Annotated in this window: 16 protein-coding genes and 1 pseudogene; 12 read left to right on the forward strand and 5 right to left on the reverse strand. The window is 44.0% G+C overall.

The features are described from left to right. From EAE92_RS07975 to EAE92_RS07995, 5 genes and pseudogenes are all read left to right on the forward strand, one after another. Positions 1-240: transposase (locus EAE92_RS07975; RefSeq protein ID WP_214066812.1), on the forward strand; the 240-nt coding region annotated here is incomplete at its 5' end. Further along, entirely contained in the window at positions 234-434 is a 201-nt protein-coding gene (locus EAE92_RS07980) for an LbetaH domain-containing protein (RefSeq protein WP_214067700.1), read from the forward strand. The genes EAE92_RS07975 and EAE92_RS07980, both read left to right, overlap by 7 nt. A gap of 193 nt (positions 435-627) precedes the next feature. After that, positions 628-1563 (forward strand): Rpn family recombination-promoting nuclease/putative transposase, encoded by a 936-nt coding sequence (locus EAE92_RS07985; protein WP_214067701.1) that lies wholly within the window; start codon positions 628-630, stop codon positions 1561-1563. 44 nt (positions 1564-1607) lie between these two features. Next, positions 1608-1868: pseudogene (locus tag EAE92_RS07990) on the forward strand (ISNCY family transposase); the annotation flags it as partial. 99 nt (positions 1869-1967) lie between these two features. Then, positions 1968-2177, forward strand: coding sequence for an RpnC/YadD family protein (locus tag EAE92_RS07995; protein ID WP_052739373.1), 210 nt, complete (start codon positions 1968-1970; stop codon positions 2175-2177). Between the two features lie 373 nt (positions 2178-2550). On the opposite strand, the gene EAE92_RS08000 is transcribed toward EAE92_RS07995, so the two are convergent. Further along, on the reverse strand, positions 2551-3318 hold the full coding sequence (locus tag EAE92_RS08000) for a DJ-1/PfpI family protein (protein WP_214067702.1): 768 nt from the start codon (positions 3316-3318) through the stop codon (positions 2551-2553). A gap of 176 nt (positions 3319-3494) precedes the next feature. Here EAE92_RS08000 and EAE92_RS08005 point away from each other — a divergent pair, with 176 nt between their 5' ends. Further along, positions 3495-4466, forward strand: a complete 972-nt coding sequence (locus tag EAE92_RS08005; RefSeq protein WP_036810638.1) for a GlxA family transcriptional regulator — start codon at positions 3495-3497, stop codon at positions 4464-4466. On the opposite strand, the gene prpR is transcribed toward EAE92_RS08005, so the two are convergent. Continuing rightward, positions 4463-6139, reverse strand: a complete 1677-nt coding sequence (gene prpR, locus EAE92_RS08010) for a propionate catabolism operon regulatory protein PrpR (protein WP_214067703.1) — start codon at positions 6137-6139, stop codon at positions 4463-4465. The two genes, EAE92_RS08005 and prpR, sit on opposite strands and share 4 nt — an antisense overlap. Positions 6140-6440: 301 nt before the next feature. Here prpR and prpB point away from each other — a divergent pair, with 301 nt between their 5' ends. The 4 genes from prpB to EAE92_RS08030 are packed head-to-tail and all read left to right on the forward strand — an operon-like array spanning position 6441 to position 12022. Beyond that, positions 6441-7331, forward strand: a complete 891-nt coding sequence (prpB, locus tag EAE92_RS08015) for a methylisocitrate lyase (RefSeq protein WP_214067704.1) — start codon at positions 6441-6443, stop codon at positions 7329-7331. A 60-nt stretch (positions 7332-7391) separates the two neighbouring features. Then, positions 7392-8558, forward strand: coding sequence for a bifunctional 2-methylcitrate synthase/citrate synthase (prpC, locus tag EAE92_RS08020; protein WP_214067705.1), 1167 nt, complete (start codon positions 7392-7394; stop codon positions 8556-8558). A 55-nt stretch (positions 8559-8613) separates the two neighbouring features. Beyond that, a complete protein-coding gene (locus tag EAE92_RS08025; protein ID WP_214067706.1) occupies positions 8614-10065 on the forward strand; it encodes a bifunctional 2-methylcitrate dehydratase/aconitate hydratase in 1452 nt (483 codons plus the stop codon). Positions 10066-10072: 7 nt separating this feature from the next. Continuing rightward, complete coding sequence (locus EAE92_RS08030; RefSeq protein WP_281422761.1) at positions 10073-12022, forward strand: propionate--CoA ligase; 1950 nt, start codon at positions 10073-10075, stop codon at positions 12020-12022. A 141-nt stretch (positions 12023-12163) separates the two neighbouring features. On the opposite strand, the gene EAE92_RS08035 is transcribed toward EAE92_RS08030, so the two are convergent. Continuing rightward, positions 12164-13432: a glycoside hydrolase family protein gene (locus EAE92_RS08035; RefSeq protein ID WP_214067708.1), complete on the reverse strand. Its 1269-nt coding sequence runs from the start codon at positions 13430-13432 to the stop codon at positions 12164-12166. Then, positions 13413-13796 carry a hypothetical protein gene (locus EAE92_RS08040; protein WP_110091384.1) on the reverse strand — a complete coding sequence of 128 codons (384 nt, stop codon included), beginning with the start codon at positions 13794-13796 and terminating at the stop codon, positions 13413-13415. Before EAE92_RS08040 ends, EAE92_RS08035 begins: the two co-directional genes overlap by 20 nt. A gap of 888 nt (positions 13797-14684) precedes the next feature. Here EAE92_RS08040 and EAE92_RS08045 point away from each other — a divergent pair. Then, positions 14685-15188 (forward strand): DUF2946 domain-containing protein, encoded by a 504-nt coding sequence (locus tag EAE92_RS08045; RefSeq protein ID WP_281422762.1) that lies wholly within the window; start codon positions 14685-14687, stop codon positions 15186-15188. Between the two features lie 149 nt (positions 15189-15337). Further along, positions 15338-17431 (forward strand): TonB-dependent copper receptor, encoded by a 2094-nt coding sequence (locus EAE92_RS08050; RefSeq protein ID WP_246545095.1) that lies wholly within the window; start codon positions 15338-15340, stop codon positions 17429-17431. 62 nt (positions 17432-17493) lie between these two features. On the opposite strand, the gene EAE92_RS08055 is transcribed toward EAE92_RS08050, so the two are convergent. Continuing rightward, on the reverse strand, positions 17494-18288 hold the full coding sequence (locus tag EAE92_RS08055) for a glycoside hydrolase family 16 protein (protein WP_214067710.1): 795 nt from the start codon (positions 18286-18288) through the stop codon (positions 17494-17496). Positions 18289-18398 lie beyond the last annotated feature (110 nt).

The raw sequence follows: 18398 nt of genomic DNA on the forward strand, positions 1-18398 counted from the left end.
AGTGTTAAGCTTCCTTATTTTCAGTGGGTTAACACAATGATAAGTAATGTAAAAAATTCGATACGCGGAACATATCATTCGATTAGCAAAAAGTATTTACCTCGTTATCTTGCCGAATTCTGTTTCAGGTTCAATTGGCGCTTTAACCTTAAAAAAACATTCGAACAGCTTATTTATTCATGTATCCGGGCAGCACCTATACCTGAGTATTTACTCAAGCTAGCTGAGATTCGATGGTAATCAGGTATAGTATTGTTGCTGGAACGCCTGCGAAATTAGTTAAATATCGCTTTGAGCCGCACATTATCAATGAGCTACTTGCGTTAAAAATATATGATTGGTCAGAAGAGAAATTTAATGCTTTAAAACCTTATCTCTGTGCTTCGGATATTAAGGCATTAAGATCTGCTGAAAGATTATATTTAAAAGAATAGTTAATTAATTCCGTAAAATAATTAATTAGGCTTGATTAGACTAATTAAATGTGATTTTTAAGACGTTCTATCATTGAATTATTTAACTGAAATACATTAATTGTTAGTTTAAATGCCGTTTCGTCATTCAAGACGCAAACGGTATTTATTTAATATTCCTTCAATATAAAAGAAAATATGTTACTATCCTCTTATGAAAAGAAAAAATACACCGACGCCACATGATGCTATTTTTAAAAAGTTTTTAAGTCATATTGATACCGCCAGAGATTTTCTAGAGATACACTTACCTGCGACATTACGGGCAGTTTGTGATCTTGATACACTGCGACTGGAATCGGGATCATTTATTGAGGACAATCTGCGGGTACATTATTCCGACATCCTGTATTCATTAAAAACTACTCAGGGTGAGAGTTATGTGTATTGCGTGATTGAACACCAGAGTTCCCCGGACAAGATGATGGCATTCCGGCTGATGCGTTACAGTATTTCAGCGATGCAATGGCATCTGGAGCAGGGACATGAAAAATTGCCGCTGGTTATTCCGGTGTTGTTCTATCACGGAAAAGTGCGGCCGTATCCGTGGAGTACCAACTGGTTCGACTGCTTTAATGCTTCGGCTCTGGCAGAGGAGATTTATTCCAGCGCGTTTCCGTTGGTAGATGTGACGGTAATCCCGGATGATGAAATCTTGACGCACAAACGGGTTGCACTGCTGGAAATAGTACAAAAACATATCCGGCAACGTGATATGGCGGAGTTACGGCAAAAGCTGGCCATGTTGTTTGCGTATGATTACTATACAGATGAGCAGCTAAAAAGCATGCTAAACTACATATTACTGGTGGGAGATACCGCCGATCCAGAAGGTTTTATCCGGCAACTGGCAGAACAGTTCCCGAAGTATGAGGAGGTACTGATGACAATAGCGCAGAAATTGAAACATAAAGGACTTCAAGAAGGACTTCAAAAATGCCAAGAAGCACATCAAGAAGGATTGCAGAAAGGTAAAAAACAGGCGATTCTGGAAATCGCCTGTAGAATGATGAACAATGGTATCGATCGTGAAACAATAATGAAAAGCACAGGGTTGAGCCAGAACGAACTTGAACAAATACATCACTGATTCGTACTGAGAGCCTGAATCGGATTTAAAGATTCGTGTTAGAAGAGGAGTTTGTCCGGCAACTGGCAGAACAGTTCCCGAAGTATGAGGAGGTACTGATGACAATAGCGCAGAAATTGAAACATAAAGGACTTCAAGAAGGACTTCAAAAATGCCAAGAAGCACATCAAGAAGGATTACAGAAAGGTGAAAAACGGGCGAGTCTGAAAATCGCGCGTGCGTTGATGGATAATGGTATCGATCATGAAACGATAATGAAAAGTACAGGGTTGAGCCAGAAAGAACTTGAACAAATACATCACTGATTCGTGCTGAGAGCCTGAATCGGTATTTAACGATTCGTGTTAAAAGAGGGGCTTGTCTGGCGACTGGCAGAACAGTCCCTGAAATATGAGGAGGTACTGATGACAATAGCGCAGAAACTAACGCAGAAAGCATACCAAGAAGGATATAGAGAAGGATACAGAAAAGGATACAGAAAAGGATTACAGATAGGTGGAAAACTGGCGCTTGTGAAAATCGTGTATGCAATGATAGACAATGGTATAGACCATGAAACGATAATTAAAATCATTGTGATGAGTCGGAGTAAGATTGAACAAATAGCCGATTGACTTATGCTGACACCTTATTGGCATGAAAATTCGTGTAATATAATAAGTGCACAAAACTTTACATAGAAGCGGTATATTATTTGGATAAGTTTGAAATCATACTTTTTCTGTCGGGTATTAAGCTTTTTAATTGAAATAGTATTTGAATAATTAAAGAATATTCCTCAAATAGAATATTCGAAACATCGTAATTCGATAAATTTTCTCTTGGAAGCGGCAACCGGATCGGTTGCCTATACCGTTTAATCTAAAAAAACAAATCTGGATCTATGCACCTATGAATTAGTCGTTCTCAGAATAGAAAATATTTCTGTTATTGGTAAATAAGCGAACGCTGAAACAGGTTGAATTAAGCCATCATACGAAAATAGATTCAGTAGATATCTGATATTCTTTTGGCGCTTTTAATTAAGATTTCTTTGTAATCAGGCGTCTGTTTCTCCACATTGTAAAATATAGCTTGAAGCGTGGCATGGGTTATTTCTTTGCCTGCGAATTCTGGCATGCCGCTATTGAACGGGGGTTCTGGGCTATATTGCATTGCCAATTGGACTGCTTGTGCATATTCTTCACCTTTGATTTCAGCCAGCAATGTTAAACCGAAATCAATACCTGCGGTGACTCCACCTCCAGTAACCCGGTTTCTATCAATAACGACTCTTTTATTAACCGGTATTGCACCGAATTCGTTGAGATCGTCTATCATCGACCAATGAGTCGCCGCCTGATACCCTTTTAGCAAGCCTGCGGCTCCTAATAGGACAGATCCTGTACATACACTTGTTACCCAAGACGCTTTATTTCCCACTTTATGCATCCAATCAAGCATGTCTAATTCGGCAAGCAAAGCATAAGGATTTCCTGTACCGGGAACACACAAAATATCCACTTTATCTAATTGCTTAAATGTAGTACTCGGCGAGAATGATATATGTTCCAGCTCAGTACGCACCGGAAGTAAATCGCGCCAAACATATTCAATATTTAACCATCCTCCTACTTCAAGAACTGTTGCGGGACCAATCATATCAAGCGGCGTCATGCCTGGGAAAATGACAAAGGCGAGAGTGGGTTTTTCTCCAGCCGATGCTTTCGTTAACGAAGATAATGCCGCAGGATGTTCCTTAGATGTGTTTTTCATGGAGAAGTTTTCCTTATCGAGATTGAAACGAGAACTGAAATTCATATGCCGCTATTTTTAGCGATCGCTGAATATCTGTATTCCCGGTAGTAAATTGATGGAACAACTGTAACCGTAAACTAATTGGCGTATATGCCAATATTGCGACGATTTACGCCAAGTGCCATAATCGCCCTATGGACATTAAAACTCTCTATTTTCTAATCTTCCCCAACGTAAATCTGCTGGACCTTTCAGGGCCATTGCAGGTCTTTACCACAGCTAATGAACTGGCAGAGAAGGCTGGTCACAGGCGGCCTTACGCCATAAAAGTCGTGGCTTGTGAGTCCGGGCAGGTAATGACGCAAGCCGGAATAACTGTGCAGGCAGAACCCTTACCTAAGTTGGATTCTCCCGCCGATACTCTGATCGTTGCCGGGGGCATTGGCGTTGAATCAGCGTCGAACCATTTGCCATTACGTGATTGGTTAAAGGGGCATGCATCGCTGGCCCGGCGTATTGTGTCTATATGCAGTGGGGCATTCATTCTGGCTGCTTGCGGGTTGCTTGATGGTCGCAGAGTCGTCACACACTGGAGTAGCTGTGCTGAACTAGCCCGGCGTTACAGTAAATTGCGGGTAGAATGTGATCCTATTTTTATTCAGGATGGCCCGGTGTGGACTTCTGCTGGCGTCACCGCAGGAATCGATTTGGCTCTGGCATTGCTGGAGGAAGATTTCGGTCATAAATTGGCGCTGGATGTTGCGCGGGAGCTTGTTATGTTTCTCAAACGTCCCGGTGGGCAGGAACAGTTTAGCGCTCCACTGGCATTACAAAGCAGTACGAGTAAATTTGCAGATCTGCACGCTTGGATGACCAACAATTTGGCGGGAGATCTTTCAGTGGCCGCTTTGGCCGCCCGGGCCAATATGAGTGAGCGCAGCTTTGTGCGCCACTATGGCCAACATGTAGGAATTACGCCAGCCAAGGCGGTGGAGCGATTCCGCTTGGAAGCGGCGCGTCAACTTTTAGTTGAATCTACGCTATCGCTCAAGTGCATAGCCTCCCGTTGTGGTTTCGGCTGTGAAGATACTTTGCGTCGTAGTTTCTTCCGGGCATACGGTAGTACTCCACAGGATTATCGTAAGCATTTCAAAACGACGTTTTAAATCACGTTTTCGTTAACGTTCGTTCCTTCATTCCCGGCCAATTCTTGTTTCAGTCGTCGCCACAATGTAGTGCGGCTAATCCCCAGATACTCCGCAGCGGCTTGGCGATCGCCAGAAAACCGTTTCAAGGTTTCATGGGCTGAAAGTGGCGCAACAAGTGAGGATTGTTCAGTCAACGAAGGTTTTATACTTTTTTCTGCCAGCTTGAATGTAGATTTACGCTCCGGTGAAAGGGCTAATATCAATTCCGGTGTTAAGGTATGCTCAGGATGAGCACTGAGATATAACGTTACCCGTTCCATGAGATTACGTAATTCTCGGACATTGCCGGGCCAATGATAGGTTTGCAATGCTTCCTGACAGGCAGCAAGCTCTTGCACTCTTGATTGTGATACCGGCAAGTTCAATGCGGCAAATGCTCGTCGCAGATATTCCAGCGCCAATATACCAACATCGTTGCCCCTTTCTCTGAGGGCTGGAATATTGATCCGTAATACACTCAGACGATAGAACAGGTCTGTTCGAAAACGCCCCTCTTGCACCCAAGTATCCAAATCGCAATGTGTGGCGCAAATGATCCGAACATCAACGACAATGGGGCGGTGCCCTCCTACTCTGACAACGGATTTTTCTTCTAGTACCCGCAATAGCCGCGTTTGAAGGGGCAGTGGCATTTCACCAATTTCATCCAGAAATAACGTGCCTCGATGAGCAACTTCAAAAAGACCCGCACGTCCTCCACGTCGTGAACCGGTGAAAGCCCCTTCCTCATAACCAAACAATTCAGCTTCCAATAGGGATTCAGCAATGGCGCCGCAGTTAACGGCGACAAACGGGCGTTGATGTTTACCTGCAATCTGACCATACCGCAGAGCATATTCATGGTGAATGGCTTGTGCCACCAGTTCCTTCCCTGTACCACTTTCCCCTTGTATTAGCACTGTGGCAGGCGAGCGGGCGTATAGCATAATAGTGTTGCGCACATGTTCCATTACCGCTGAATCTCCCCGGATATCATTGAGAGTATGACGGGTACGCAAACTATTCTCGGTTGGATAAGCAGAAATTGAGGCTTGGTTGAGTTTGGTCATTCTGGCGATATCCAGAGCATCACGGAATGCCTGGCGGATAGAATTAGCGGAGTAGACAAAAACACCCACCAATTCAGCTTCATAGGCAAGATCGGTAATCAACCCGGCACCGACAATCACTTTAATGCCGATGGCTTTTAGTGCATTGACTTGGGCCCGTGCGTCTTCTTCCGTTACGTAACTGCGTTGTTCAATACGCAAGTTAAACCGTTGCTGAAATTCTTCTAGCGCAGGTAACGTGTTCTGATAGGTGATAACTCCAATACGAGAGCTGATTTGTCGTGCACGGGCTAATGCCTGCATAAAATCAAATCCGCTGGCTTTGGCGATAATAACGGGCACTGACAAACGGCTTTTAAGATAGGCGCCATTAGAACCGGCACAGAGCACAGCATCACAACATTCAGTTGTTAACCGTTGACGGATATGCTGAACCGCATTTTCAAAACCGAGTTGGATAGGCGTGATATTGGCCTGATGATCGAACTCTGGTGTGATATCACGGAAGAGATCAAAAAGACGGGAAACAGAGACTGTCCAAATGACCGGTTTATCACGTTCTGTTGACGGTATTTCTGCCATGCTATTCCTCTATCTGTACGCTGCTTTCGTTTTTCCCACCACAATAGTTCAATGTTTCGCAATTGTTTCATTCGTGTTTCGTGAAACGTAATTGATTCATTATGAAACAGGTGTGTTTTTCTATCAATGGTACTTTCCTACAAACTAATAAATATTTTTATCGCCATTTTTCAATTAAAAAACAAAATATTAACTTTATTTTGTGTTTGTTTTTTAAAATCGCCAGCCATTTTTTATTTTATTGGTACACATATTGCTAGGTAACAAGTGTGTTTCATTATAATAACAATGAGGTCCTAACATGGCGCTTTCCTCTGCTGGTTTGGCATTGCGTCAGGCTATAGAAGCCGAATCTCCACTACAGGTCGTTGGCGCCATTAATGCGAATCATGCGTTGCTGGCTAAACGGGCGGGCTATAAAGCCATCTATCTTTCTGGTGGTGGTGTATCGGCGGGTTCATTGGGGATGCCTGACCTGGGAATTTCAACGCTGGATGATGTGTTAATAGATATTCGTCGTATTACGGATGTATGTGATTTGCCATTGCTGGTGGATGCTGATATCGGTTTTGGCTCTTCTGCCTTTAATGTGGCACGTACAGTGCGCTCAATGATCAAAGCAGGGGCGGCGGGGTTGCACATTGAAGATCAGGTCGGTGCGAAGCGCTGCGGTCATCGCCCGAATAAAGAGATTGTATCCAAAGAGGAAATGGTTGATCGCATTAAGGCCGCAGTCGATGCTCGTACTGATAAGCATTTTGTCATTATGGCCCGCACTGACGCTTTGGCTGTTGAAGGATTAGCTGCGGCTCTTGACAGGGCAAAAGCCTATATCGAAGCCGGGGCAGATATGCTGTTTCCTGAAGCGATCACTGAATTACACATGTATCAAGCATTTGCGTCAACAACCGGGGTTCCAATACTAGCCAACATCACCGAATTTGGTGCGACTCCACTTTTCACGACCGAGGAGTTGAAAAGTGTGGATGTTTCCATCGTGCTATACCCGCTTTCTGCTTTCCGAGCAATGAATAAAGCAGCCGAGCAGGTTTATGCCACACTCCGTCGCGAAGGGACGCAGAAGAGTGTGATCAGCATGATGCAGACTCGCAATGAGTTATACGAAAGCATCAACTACTACGATTTTGAACAAAAGCTGGATGTGCTTTTCTCCCAGAAAAAGTCTCAATGATGGACAGTTCCACCTAATTTCATCGTTTTATATGGCATAAAAACAGTAGAGGTGATACCCATGAGCGAACAGAACACGATGACTGAGTTAACCACTTTCAAGCCTAAAAAATCGGTAGCCCTTTCTGGCGTCAGTGCGGGTAACACAGCGCTTTGTACCGTTGGAAAGACCGGTAATGATCTGCATTACCGTGGTTACGATATTCTTGATCTTGCGACCCAGTGTGAATTTGAAGAAGTTGCATACCTACTGATTCACGAAAAATTGCCTTCCTACGCTGAACTGGCTGCCTATAAAACGAAATTAGCAGCACTGCGAGGTCTGCCGAGTAGTGTAAAGGCAGCACTGGAAACATTGCCCGCAGCCGCTCATCCGATGGATGTCATGCGTACGGGCGCCTCTATTCTTGGTTGTACATTGCCTGAGAAAGACGATCATAATCTTGCGGGAGCGCGTGATATCGCTGATAGATTACTGGCCTCTTTCAGCTCCATGTTGCTCTATTGGTATCACTATAGCCACAATGGGCGTCGTATTGAGGTGGAAACGGATGATGAGTCGATAGGTGGGCATTTTCTGCACCTCCTGCATGGTAAAAAACCCAGTGAATCGTGGGGAAAAGCCATGCATACCTCCCTAATTCTTTATGCGGAACACGAATTTAATGCTTCGACATTTACCAGCCGGGTTATCGCAGGAACTGGTACGGATATCTACTCTGCCATTATCGGAGCGATTGGTGCGTTGAGAGGACCAAAACATGGTGGAGCAAATGAAGTCTCTTTTGAAATTCAACAGCGTTATGAAAATCCTGATGAAGCAGAGAGGGATATCCTGGCGCGATTAGAAAGAAAAGAGGTCATTATCGGCTTTGGTCATCCGGTTTATACCATCTCTGATCCCCGTCACAAAGTGATTAAAAATGTGGCTCTGCAACTTTCCAAACAGGCAGGAACCACCAAAATGTTTGATATCGCGGATCGAATAGAAACGGTGATGTGGGCCAATAAGAAAATGTTCCCGAATCTTGATTGGTTCTCAGCGGTTTCCTATCACATGATGGGCGTGCCAACTGCGATGTTTACACCACTGTTTGTAATTGCCCGCACTGCGGGATGGGCGGCCCACATTATTGAACAGCGTATTGATAACAAAATTATTCGTCCAGCAGCCAACTATACCGGGCCAGAAAATCAAGTATTTATGCCAATTAGTAAACGTGGGTAACGCTATTTTCGATGCAGAGATCCCTGTATACGTATTTTTTTAACAAGGAATTATTATGTCTACCTCTGTTGTAAGCAATCGCCCTGAATATGATCAGGTGATTGTGGATATTGTGGATTATGTTATGGAATACGCCATCACATCATCCATCGCCTATGAAACGGCTTATTACTGCTTTCTGGATACATTAGGTTGCGGGTTGGAGGCACTTGAATACCCGGCTTGTAAGAAATTGCTAGGGCCGATTGTGCCGGGGACAGTGGTACCTAATGGCGTGCGCGTGCCGGGAACGCAGTTTCAACTCGATCCGGTACAGGCGGCATTTAACATTGGTGCGATGATCCGCTGGCTAGACTTCAATGACACATGGCTTGCCGCTGAATGGGGGCATCCATCCGATAACCTCGGCGGCATCTTGGCAATAGCTGACTGGCTATCAAGAAATGCCGTTGCTGGTGGGAAAAAGCCTCTCACGATCAAAGATGTTTTGGCGAGTATGGTTAAAGCGCATGAAGTTCAGGGATGTCTTGCATTGGAGAATGCATTCAATAAAGTCGGTTTAGATCATGTTGTGCTGGTAAAAGTGGCTTCGACCGCTGTTGTTGCTGAAATGTTGGGATTGAATCGGGAAGAGATCCTGAGCGCGGTATCACTGGCTTGGGTTGATGGTCAATCGCTGCGAACTTACCGCCATGCTCCGAATACCGGTTCACGCAAATCTTGGGCTGCCGGCGATGCGACATCCCGCGCGGTGCGTTTGGCTTTGATGGCGCAAAAGGGTGAAATGGGATATCCCTCGGTATTAACCGCAAAAACGTGGGGATTCTATGATGTTCTGTTCAATGGCCAGCCTTTTAAATTCCAGCGTGCCTATGGCTCTTATGTGATGGAAAACGTGCTATTCAAAATCGCTTTCCCGGCAGAATTTCATGCACAGACCGCAGTGGAAGCGGCAATGAGCCTGCATCAACAATTGAAAGACGCGGGTAAGACTATCAATGACATTACCAAAATCACCATTCGTACCCATGAGGCTTGCATTCGGATTATCGATAAGCAAGGCCCGTTAAACAATCCTGCGGACCGAGATCACTGTATTCAGTACATGGTGGCGATTCCTTTGATTTTTGGTCGTCTTACTGCGGCGGATTATGAAGATAGCGTTGCGGCAGATCCCCGCATTGATGCGCTGCGGGAAAAAATAGTGTGTGTTGAAGATCTTGATTTTACCCGTGATTATCACGATCCAGAAAAACGCTCTATTGCTAACGCATTAACTGTTACGTTTACAGATGGCAGCCGGCTTGATGAAGTTAAAGTCGAATTCCCTATCGGCCATGCTCGCCGCCGTAAGGAAGGTATTCCATTATTGCTGAAAAAATTCAGCACCAACCTGGCACGCCAGTTCCCTGAGACACAACAGAAAAAAATCCTGTCTGTTTCCCTTGACCGTTCGTTACTGGAAAACATGCCGGTAAACGAATACCTCGATTTGTACGTTATTTAAATTTGTCATGCTATCGGCGGCCGCTCTCCCAAGTGCCGCTCTATCATCTACGGCAGCACTAGGAGAGATTATGTCATTCAACGCTTTTTATCAGCAATCTATTGATGAGCCCAACACATTCTGGGCTGAACAGGCGCAACGTATTTTCTGGCAACACCCTTTTGAACAAGTGCTGGATCATAGCAATCCCCCCTTTGCCCGCTGGTTTTGCGGGGGAAAAACCAACCTATGTTACAACGCGGTGGATCGTTGGCTGGAAAGCCAGCCCGACGCCAAAGCGCTTATCACGATCTCAACAGAAACGAATAGTGAGAAAATATTTACTTTCAGGGAATTACATCAGGAAGTGAATAGAACGGCGGCTATGATGCTCTCTCTAGGGGTTAAAAAAGGCGATAGAGTTCTGGTTTATATGCCAATGGTTGCTGAGGCGCTGTTTGTTTTGCTCGCTTGTGCCCGTATCGGTGCTGTTCACTCTGTTGTCTTTGGTGGTTTTGCTTCTCAAAGCCTTGCTACTCGGCTGGATAATGCTGAGCCAGTGTTGGTGGTGTCTGCTGATGGAGGATCGCGCGGCGGCAAAGTTATTCCTTACAAGCCATTGTTGGATGAGGCTATCGAACTGGCGAATCACAAACCCCGTCATGTGTTGATGGTTAACCGCGGACTATCGGAAATGGTTTGGGTGCCGGGGAGAGATATCGATTTCGCTACATTGAGGCAGGAGTACTTTGATGCTGATGTTCCTGTAATCTGGCTTGAATCAAATGAAACCTCCTGTGTGCTCTATACATCCGGCACAACGGGCACGCCAAAGGGCGTACAGCGTGATGTTGGAGGTTATGCCGTCGCACTGGCAACGTCTATGGATATTATCTTTGGTGGTAAAGCGGGGGAGGTGTTTTTTAGCACCTCAGATATCGGCTGGATCGTCGGGCACTCTTATATTGTCTATGCGCCTTTAATTGCTGGAATGGCGACGATTATGTATGAGGGGCTGCCGATACGGCCAGATGCGGGCATTTGGTGGAAAATAGTGGAGAAATATCAAGTAACGCAGATGTTTTCAGCACCTACAGCGATTCGTGTACTGAAAAAATATCCAATTGAATGTATTGGTAAATACGATATTTCATCACTTAAAACATTGTATTTGGCGGGAGAACCGCTAGATGAGCATACTGCTCGCTGGATTGCTGAGGCTATTAATGTCCCGGTCATAGATAATTACTGGCAGACCGAGACCGGTTGGCCGATTATGGCTATTGCCCGCCCGCTGGATGACAGGCCGAGTCGATTTGGCAGTACTGGTTTCCCGATGTATGGTTTTCATGTCAAGCTCATCAATGAACTGACTGGCAAAGCGTGTGGTGATAACGAAAAAGGAATGCTCGTTATTGAAGGGCCTTTGCCCCCAGGTTGCATCCAAACTATCTATGGTGATGATACACGTTTTCTCAACACCTATTGGCGACACTTTGAGCATGCTGTTTATTCCACATTCGATTGGGGTATCCGTGATAGTGATGGCTATTATTTTATTTTGGGGCGTTCGGATGATGTGATTAACGTGGCCGGGCACCGTCTAGGAACAAGGGAGATAGAAGAGTGTATTGCCAGCCATGAAGATGTTGCCGAAGTGGCTGTTATTGGCATTAAGGATGCTATCAAAGGGCAAGTCGTGGTTGCTTTTGTTGTCCTAAAGGATGGGAAGGAGATCCAGAATGCTGAGCATTTTGCTGTTTTGGAAAAAGTCTTGATGGATTTGGTCAATAAGCAAATTGGCAGTGTAGGCCGCCCGGCACGGATCTATTTTGTCTCTCAGCTTCCCAAAACACGTTCAGGAAAAATGTTGCGTCGAACCATGCAGGCAATATGTGAAGGACGTGAACCCGGTGATCTTGCCCTGATTGAAAATCCTGCTTCATTAGAAGTCATTCGAGAAGCTGTTTTTTGTTAACAGACCTTGAAATCTGTAGCTCTAATTTCATCTTCGCAGAACATGGCCGTAAACATTCCAATGTCGCGTTTACGACCATGATGTAGTATAGAAAACTCAGCATATAATAAGTTGCTGTGCTTGGCTCAGCTAGTGAAATGGTTATTGCACTAGATAGAGTGGGTATTTTGTTGGATAAGAATCGTATTCAGCTAACGGCACCATCTTAATAGATGATTTATTATCTCTGATTATCTTTATTCCATTTACTGGCCATTTAGCGGAATCAAGAAGAAACGCGGCAGGTTGTCCAGTTGCGCCAATAACGGGAGAGCCGGCTTTTAATGAAGCGCCATATGGAATGGCATGGAAAATCTCAGGTGTAACCTCAACAAAGTTCTTAGTTAAGAACTGAATTGATCGAATGGAATCAGCCTGGAAACGCGTTCCAGATACAACAAATGTTAAAGGTAAACCGGCTGCTTTAATTCCATAACCTTCGTAAATATTCGCGACCTGACTAGGAAGCATATTCTCACAGTTCATTCCAGCACTGATGTCGATACCAATATGTGCTAAGTCTGTAGGCGACCTACGAGGGAAATTACGCGCAGTCGCATTGATAACATCGATTGGCAGTGTACCGCACTGTCCGGTACTTGAGACAACTGAGTGTTTATCAGGTCTTGATACAATACCGGGACCTTCTACAGTGGAGGTGCTTAATTGGACATCATTGTAGATTTTCGTAGAGAAGTCTGGAGGATAAAAGCTTAAAGATAGTCTGGAGCCGTCATTGTGGGCCACGATCCATGCATTGAGTGCATCAGAAAATTGCATATCGACGCTTACCCAATAGTTTTGCTGGTATCCGGTGTGATTCTCTTCCGTTTTTGTGACGAAGCCATTAGGAGTAAGTTCTTCCACTTCATTTTGAAAGGTTGGATCGGGAGATCTTAAGACATATTGCCCTCCGCCGCCGTAAATTTTATCTAGGGAATCTGCTCCGGTCGTATCGGTGTACATAAGGTAAAACATACCATTGAGATAGGATATGGATGGTTGCCCTGCTCCATAAGGATTTCCATCTAGCTTCTTGTTAGCGGGTAAGATTATCGGATTACCATTATTTGCACGTATCCAGTTAATTCCGTCAGTACTTGTTGCGAGGCCAATTTTTGTTATACCTTCAGCATCAACGCGAACGCTGTTCCATCCACCATAATACATATAATATGTGCCATTAACTCGTATGACAGATGGATCGCAAGTATGGACTTTATCGAATGCGGTTGCTTCCTTGTTAGGGGAAAAAACAATCTGGTAGGGGGCGCTACTTCCACGTGCGTGGAAAGGGCCATCAAGAGATGAAGACTCGGCATAGAAAATATGATCACCGGGATGGGTGCGATCAGAACCACACCACCACATCCGATATACCCCGTCCAACATCACGGAAGGCGCATAGTTGTATACCCCCCCCCTTAACCACAGGACCGATAGAAGTTCGAATACCTGATGTTGTTAAAGGTATCTCTGTTTGTGCTAATGATGGAGGAACCAAGAATAATCCGCAGAGAATAGCCAAGCTTAAGGTGGCCAGTAAAATATTTCGATAAATCACATGCAAATGGCGAAACAGCAATCCACAATAATGCAAGGAGCAAACTAAAGCATCATTTAATGTGGATCTGTGATTATTTGCCAGATCTGACATTTTAAGGGCATAGTTATTGATATTTAATTGCTTGATGATGCCCCAAATTTTGGGGGCTTTTTTGATACACAAAGTCACAATTTTCTCCAGAGTTGTAAGTTTAAATCACGAAGCGAGAAAAGTTCTTAGTAAAACCTTCCTCAAATATGCTCCTAAAAAAGATGTAATGGCTGTTAACCCGCATTCGTCTCACTAAATTCAGTCGATGATTGGTAACTTAACCAATTAGTGCTGGTTTATTCGAGCAGTTCTTGTACTGGTCTTCTGGTGTGCCTTTATAGGCATCTTCTTACCAATGTCACTATGACAAAGCATTGTTTATCAGCGCTGATGTAGTACAGAAATCTGCTGTTACATCGGTGGTTATAAAGGTAAATTTTTTGTATCTTTATCCTTCCATTGTAAAATCATAAGAGTTAAATAAATCAGTATAAAAAATCATATGGTCATTGTTTTTTTGGCGGTGAATAACTGTTCAGGACAAAAAATGTTACATGAATCACAAAAAATATCAATGAGTTTATTTTTAAGACTATTCCTAATTAATCAATCGAAAAATTCTGACTGAGGACTGACTCTCTTATTCTGTTTTATCGTGTGTTGTATTTCAGCTATAGAAAACGTAGTCTGCGTGTTCACAACCGTAAAAAATTGCATAACTTAAGGTTCTTCTAATGAGTGTTTTTGTGGAGGATAAAAAATGCGGTTGAAATATGAAGATCTATGGGTTATGTGGATAAGAGTTGATGTGGAAACGGCATTATATAGACATGCTGAGTCTAGTCTGCCTTATTTGCACGTGGGGAAATACTTTTTTTAGTGACGTTAATCTCTGTGATTTTGCTCAGTGTTCACGAAAGCAACTCCTCTGGCTTTAGAAAAATAATAAATTTTGCCGCTAAAGCGACATTCCTGCATAAAGTGTTTTAACATTTGGTCGTGAAATACGTACAATCTCGTCCCTGAATGTGTTCTCTACAGAATAGGCTTAGTTTGTCACTGATCCAATTTTATACATCGCGAAGCCGCTTGCCAGCTTGGCTCGGTATATTCGCGATACTGATGTTGTTCATTGCGCCAGTGATCTCCCGGTCACTGGAACATGCGCGCATTGGTGAGGCTCATTCATCGAGAGTGGTCGATTGCCATGTGGTGATGTCATCTGACGATGATATGCCTCGCAATATGTCTCATTCTGACGTTTCTTCCGTATCATATGTTACTAACCATCATGATGGCATGCAGATGGGTATGCATGGCGGTATGTCGATGTTGGAGGATATTGCCTGTGGATACTGCGTTTTTCTGATCCATGTACCTATGCTGGATTTGGCGAATACACCGCTATTTTGGTCAACTTCGCTGATCGCAAGGCCACCACCGATTCAAACTGTAGCTTCCTTCCTGCCGCATTTCATCTTTTCTGATTCGTTGCCTCGTGCTCCGCCTGAACAGATCTCATCTCATTAATTTAAACATAATGAAATGTCTTGTCCTGCTCATTGTTGAGTCAGGAAAAGTTTGTTCATACCAAAAACACTTTGGTTGGATTCTATAACGTATTCCGCTTTTGATAGAAATATCACTTTGGAAGGTGGATTTACATTTAAGGCAAGATGATGATATTCGAAAAAAATATTTCTCATAAAAAAAATACGCTGTCCCGTTGTATTAATTCGGCAATGCCGCTTTTTCTGTTAGCTGCTTTTAATGGCTATACGGCTGAAACTTCACCTGATTCACGCGACCATGTGCACGGTTTAAAAACCAATGATGGTGATGTAATTACGGTAACAGCACCTCTGCATTCTCCTTTGTCAATTGTCACCTCGCCGAAAACGCCTCGTCAGCCGGTTCCGGCCAGTGACGGCTCTGATTATTTGAAAACCATACCGGGATTTTCTCAAATCCGTAACGGTGGCACCAATGGTGACCCGGTATTTCGCGGAATGTTTGGTTCAAGGATTAAACTTCTGACTGATGGCGCAGAAATGCTAGGAGCGTGTCCTGGCAGAATGGATGCCCCTTCATCTTATATTTCGCCAGAAAGTTATGATTTGCTGACAGTCATTAAAGGACCCCAAACTGTATTGTGGGGACCCGGCGCTTCCGCTGGGACCGTAAGGTTTGAACGTGAACATCCGCGATTTGATGAGTCGGGAGCAAAAATCAATGCCAGTGGACTGACGGGTTCAAATGACCGTTGGGATGGTAATGTTGATGCGAGTATCGGCAGTGAATTGGGATATTTACGTTTAATGGCAAATAAATCCCGTTCAAATGACTACAAAGATGGCGATGGGTATCGCGTTCCTTCACGTTGGGATAAATGGAATAGTGATCTTGCGTTAGGATGGACGCCGGATAAAGATACATTGCTTGAGTTGACCGTTGGAAAAGGTGATGGCGAGGCCCGTTATGCTGGACGTGGCATGGATGGCTCGCAATTCAAACGTGAAAGTCTCGGTTTACGTTTTGAGAAATCCCACCTTAGTGAAGTGCTTGATAAGGTTGAAGCCCAAGTTTATTACAACTATACCAACCATATCATGGACAATATCACGCTGCGTTCCCCGAATAGCCCCATGTCGATGAGGATCTCTTCTTCGGGTTGTAAGCATGGATGTGGTATGCACATGAATATGAACCACGGTATGTCGATGCAACTGGATCGTCGCGTTGTCGGGGGGCGAGTCATGGGCACTTGGCTATGGCAAGACGTTAAATTAGAAAGCGGCGCAGATACGCAAACCAATACCCACCGTAATAAAGCAGGTAATGGCTGGCAAAAGGATGCTCAATTTTATAACTATGGCCTGTTTAGCGAGCTAACTTGGTATGCCACAGAACAGAGCGAATTAATAACCGGCGCCCGTCTTGATCGCAGCCGAGTAAAGAAATTTGCTGGTAATAGTGAAAAAGAGCGTAATGATACTTTACCGAGTGGTTTTATGCGGTTAGAGCATACTTTGGCTGATATGCCAATGATGTTTTATGCCGGTATTGGTTACACCGAGCGTTTCCCTGACTATTGGGAACTGTTTTCGCCTAAATATGGTCCGGCGGGGAGTGCCAGTGCTTTTGATGGGGTAAAAAGCGAGAAAACCACTCAGCTTGATATTGGCGCTCAATATACCGGGGAACGTTTTAATGGTTGGGTATCCGCTTATATAGGGCGTGTAAATGATTTCATCTTATTTAGATATAGCCCGACAAACGCCCGTATTAGCCAGGCTGATAACGTTAATGCCAATATTATGGGAGGGGAAATGGGCTTTGGTTATCAATTGACAGATCATTGGAAAACGGACGCCAGCCTTGCCTATGCTTGGGGAGAAAACAGGACGGATAGCAAGCCGATGCCTCAGATCCCGCCTCTGGAAGCCCGCTTCGGATTGACCTATGAACGTGGTGATTGGAGCAGTACCGGTTTGTGGCGATTGGTTAGCAGCCAGCATCGGATTGCCGAGGGGCAGGGTAATGTTGTCGGTAAAGATTTCCAAGATAGTTCAGGTTTCGGCGTACTTTCTGCAAATGCTGCCTATAAGATTAATAAAAATATAAAAGTGAGCGCGGGTATCGACAATATTTTGGATAAAGAATACAGCGAACACCTCAACCTTGCTGGTAATAGCACTTTTGGTTATTCAGCGAATACCTCAGTGAATGAACCCGGCCGGACAGTGTGGGCGAAAGTAGATATAAAATTCTAATGGAAAAATGGCGTCCAATTATTGGGCGCCAATTATTTGCTTTCCTTTTTCCTGAACGATGATTATTTCTTATTACCGATATACGGATAAACTTTTACATAATCTACATCGAATGTTGCGGTTGTTGTATTTATCGGGCCATAACCTTGAGCTGGATAACTGCGCGGTACTTCGGAGCTTAAAATAATATATTGGTTGGCGATTGAAATAGGGATTTGATCTAACCCCGACAGATTTTGAGGAATATCATCAACATAAAATGTGTAACCTTTTGGTGTCCATGCTACAGCAAATTTATGGAACTTACCGTCAGTAAGTTTGCCGGTAGATAATCTTTTTGACCACTCCTTATGAGCGCTGCCATAACCATTCCAGTGAATAGCGTGATCATATTGATCCTGTGTCGCTTCGGCTAAATGTTCAAATACATCAATTTCGACACCTGATTTTTCTGGATTTGTTAAATCGAGGCCCATTGTCGGTGACTGGATCCAGAATGCAACTTGATTACCTTCCGCGCGATTAAATCTGACAGCGGCTTCCCAATAGCCATATGATTGTAGAAAACTTTTTTGTGTTGAAATCATACCGCAATAATTCTGTAGCTTGCCAGAAGAATTATCGGAATAGGTTTTTATGGTTAAATGACCATTTCGTACGGTAACCGCTGATTGAGTATTAATACAATTTTTTCTGACGCCCAGGCCACGATAATCCCATTTTTGGGTATTAAGCGTTGTGCCATCGAAATTATCTTCAAATGAAGGTGTAGGGCTGAATTCATTGGGGATTTGCGCTAGAGCATATCCACTGAACAATGTGCTTAATAACAACGTATAGGCTAACTGAATTTTCATCTATTTTCCTTGTATATTTGACGTGAATAACCGTTATTTATCCGAGAGCTATTATTGATCTCCCCGTTTTGTCGCGGAGATATGAATTACTTTATCGAATATTGGCGACG

Source organism: Photorhabdus hainanensis, from assembly GCF_018448965.1.
GTDB lineage: Bacteria > Pseudomonadota > Gammaproteobacteria > Enterobacterales > Enterobacteriaceae > Photorhabdus > Photorhabdus akhurstii.

What these genes read in the sequence shown, in the direction of transcription:
- EAE92_RS07980 (WP_214067700.1), top strand. Translation starts at nt 234, where the DNA reads ATGGTAATCAGGTATAGTATTGTTGCTGGAACGCCTGCGAAATTAGTT.
- EAE92_RS07985 (WP_214067701.1), top strand. Translation starts at nt 628, where the DNA reads ATGAAAAGAAAAAATACACCGACGCCACATGATGCTATTTTTAAAAAG.
- EAE92_RS07995 (WP_052739373.1), top strand. Translation starts at nt 1,968, where the DNA reads ATGACAATAGCGCAGAAACTAACGCAGAAAGCATACCAAGAAGGATAT.
- EAE92_RS08000 (WP_214067702.1), bottom strand. Translation starts at nt 3,318, where the DNA reads ATGAAAAACACATCTAAGGAACATCCTGCGGCATTATCTTCGTTAACG.
- EAE92_RS08005 (WP_036810638.1), top strand. Translation starts at nt 3,495, where the DNA reads ATGGACATTAAAACTCTCTATTTTCTAATCTTCCCCAACGTAAATCTG.
- prpR (WP_214067703.1), bottom strand. Translation starts at nt 6,139, where the DNA reads ATGGCAGAAATACCGTCAACAGAACGTGATAAACCGGTCATTTGGACA.
- prpB (WP_214067704.1), top strand. Translation starts at nt 6,441, where the DNA reads ATGGCGCTTTCCTCTGCTGGTTTGGCATTGCGTCAGGCTATAGAAGCC.
- prpC (WP_214067705.1), top strand. Translation starts at nt 7,392, where the DNA reads ATGAGCGAACAGAACACGATGACTGAGTTAACCACTTTCAAGCCTAAA.
- EAE92_RS08025 (WP_214067706.1), top strand. Translation starts at nt 8,614, where the DNA reads ATGTCTACCTCTGTTGTAAGCAATCGCCCTGAATATGATCAGGTGATT.
- EAE92_RS08030 (WP_281422761.1), top strand. Translation starts at nt 10,073, where the DNA reads ATGCTATCGGCGGCCGCTCTCCCAAGTGCCGCTCTATCATCTACGGCA.
- EAE92_RS08035 (WP_214067708.1), bottom strand. Translation starts at nt 13,432, where the DNA reads ATGTGGTGGTGTGGTTCTGATCGCACCCATCCCGGTGATCATATTTTC.
- EAE92_RS08045 (WP_281422762.1), top strand. Translation starts at nt 14,685, where the DNA reads ATGTGTTCTCTACAGAATAGGCTTAGTTTGTCACTGATCCAATTTTAT.
- EAE92_RS08050 (WP_246545095.1), top strand. Translation starts at nt 15,338, where the DNA reads ATGATATTCGAAAAAAATATTTCTCATAAAAAAAATACGCTGTCCCGT.
- EAE92_RS08055 (WP_214067710.1), bottom strand. Translation starts at nt 18,288, where the DNA reads ATGAAAATTCAGTTAGCCTATACGTTGTTATTAAGCACATTGTTCAGT.